This window comes from Paenisporosarcina sp. P4_D4, from assembly GCF_056401835.1.
In genome coordinates this window covers 1-1,086 of record NZ_JBFUIO010000322.1, presented here as the reverse complement: position 1 = coordinate 1,086, position 1,086 = coordinate 1, and the positions used below count along the sequence as shown (strand labels likewise).

1 protein-coding gene is annotated in these 1,086 nt (G+C 29.3%); it reads right to left on the bottom strand.

Annotation, left to right across the window (positions count from 1 at the left end; genetic code table 11):
• Positions 1 to 298 precede the first annotated feature (298 nt).
• Positions 299 to 853, bottom strand: a complete 555-nt coding sequence (locus AC1DSL_RS18535; protein WP_477533374.1) for an antirestriction protein ArdA — start codon at positions 851 to 853, stop codon at positions 299 to 301.
• Positions 854 to 1,086 lie beyond the last annotated feature (233 nt).

Sequence of the window (1,086 nt, the reverse complement as noted above, 5' to 3'; positions counted from 1 at the left end):
TCCTTTTCATATAATTTATTTTTATGTAATTCTATATAATACCAATCAACCGACGTAAGCCAACTTAATACAATATCCAATAAAGCAAAATGTTATTCCTACAATCCATTTCATTTCATTCCATTCTTTCATCATTCTATCCTTCATTGTCATTCCAATTCACTCCTCAAATTGTTGTAATTGTATCAAAATTTCACACAATTGTTCTGCTGCAAAATGGCTATCTAAAATTTTAACTCAATGGAAAGGGGAAAGATGGCTCACAATTTCCCCAATGCTATCAATTAAAATTTATTAATTAGAATCCTAATTCACGCTTTAATTCGTCAATATCCTCACTCAATACATTCTCAATATATTTAGCCGTCAATCTTTCTATATTTCCGTATCCATCAAGCATATGGTACTCATTTGTATTACTTGCGTTTGATAAGAAATATTTCACTCTTGTATGTCCGTCTCCATTTTCGATCATATGCTTTACCATTTCATCAATATCATCATCATGAACAATATCATGTTGAATATCTAATTCACTGAATACATTCATAGCTACAGATGCAATTTTGTCTGTATCGTATTCATTACTTTGTAGTAGCTGAAACAATTCAACCACATCACTATTCTTTTCAATAATTTCAACTAATTCATTTAACTTTTCAATATCAGCACTTTCACTAATTGTCATCGGAAAATCAAATTCATAATCATGGATAGCGAATTCCTCATATTGAGCATTTAAGCCGATCACTTCAGCAACTTCATTCATATCTACAGGGAATGTGAACCATTCACCCTGAAGAATTCCTTCATTGTATTTACCTAGGTTTGCAATGTAAAGTTGGTTTGTCATTTTGTTTTCCTCCAATTATTTTATAGTTTATTCATTTGAAGAGTTTTAAAATATTCATTTTATTCTGGTATGTATGACGTTCCMAGAAGTGAAGAAGGGGAACGTCGCGACTTGTTTTATTCTGTAATTTCAATAATTTTTTTATTTTTATTTTCCTTGTTATACAATCTTTTGATATATAACTAATTACATAAAATTATTTTCTTCTTTCTTTTCATTATAAAACTTATGAC

Coding starts and splice junctions, on each gene's coding strand:
- AC1DSL_RS18535 (WP_477533374.1), bottom strand. CDS start 853: ATGACAAACCAACTTTACATTGCAAACCTAGGTAAATACAATGAAGGA.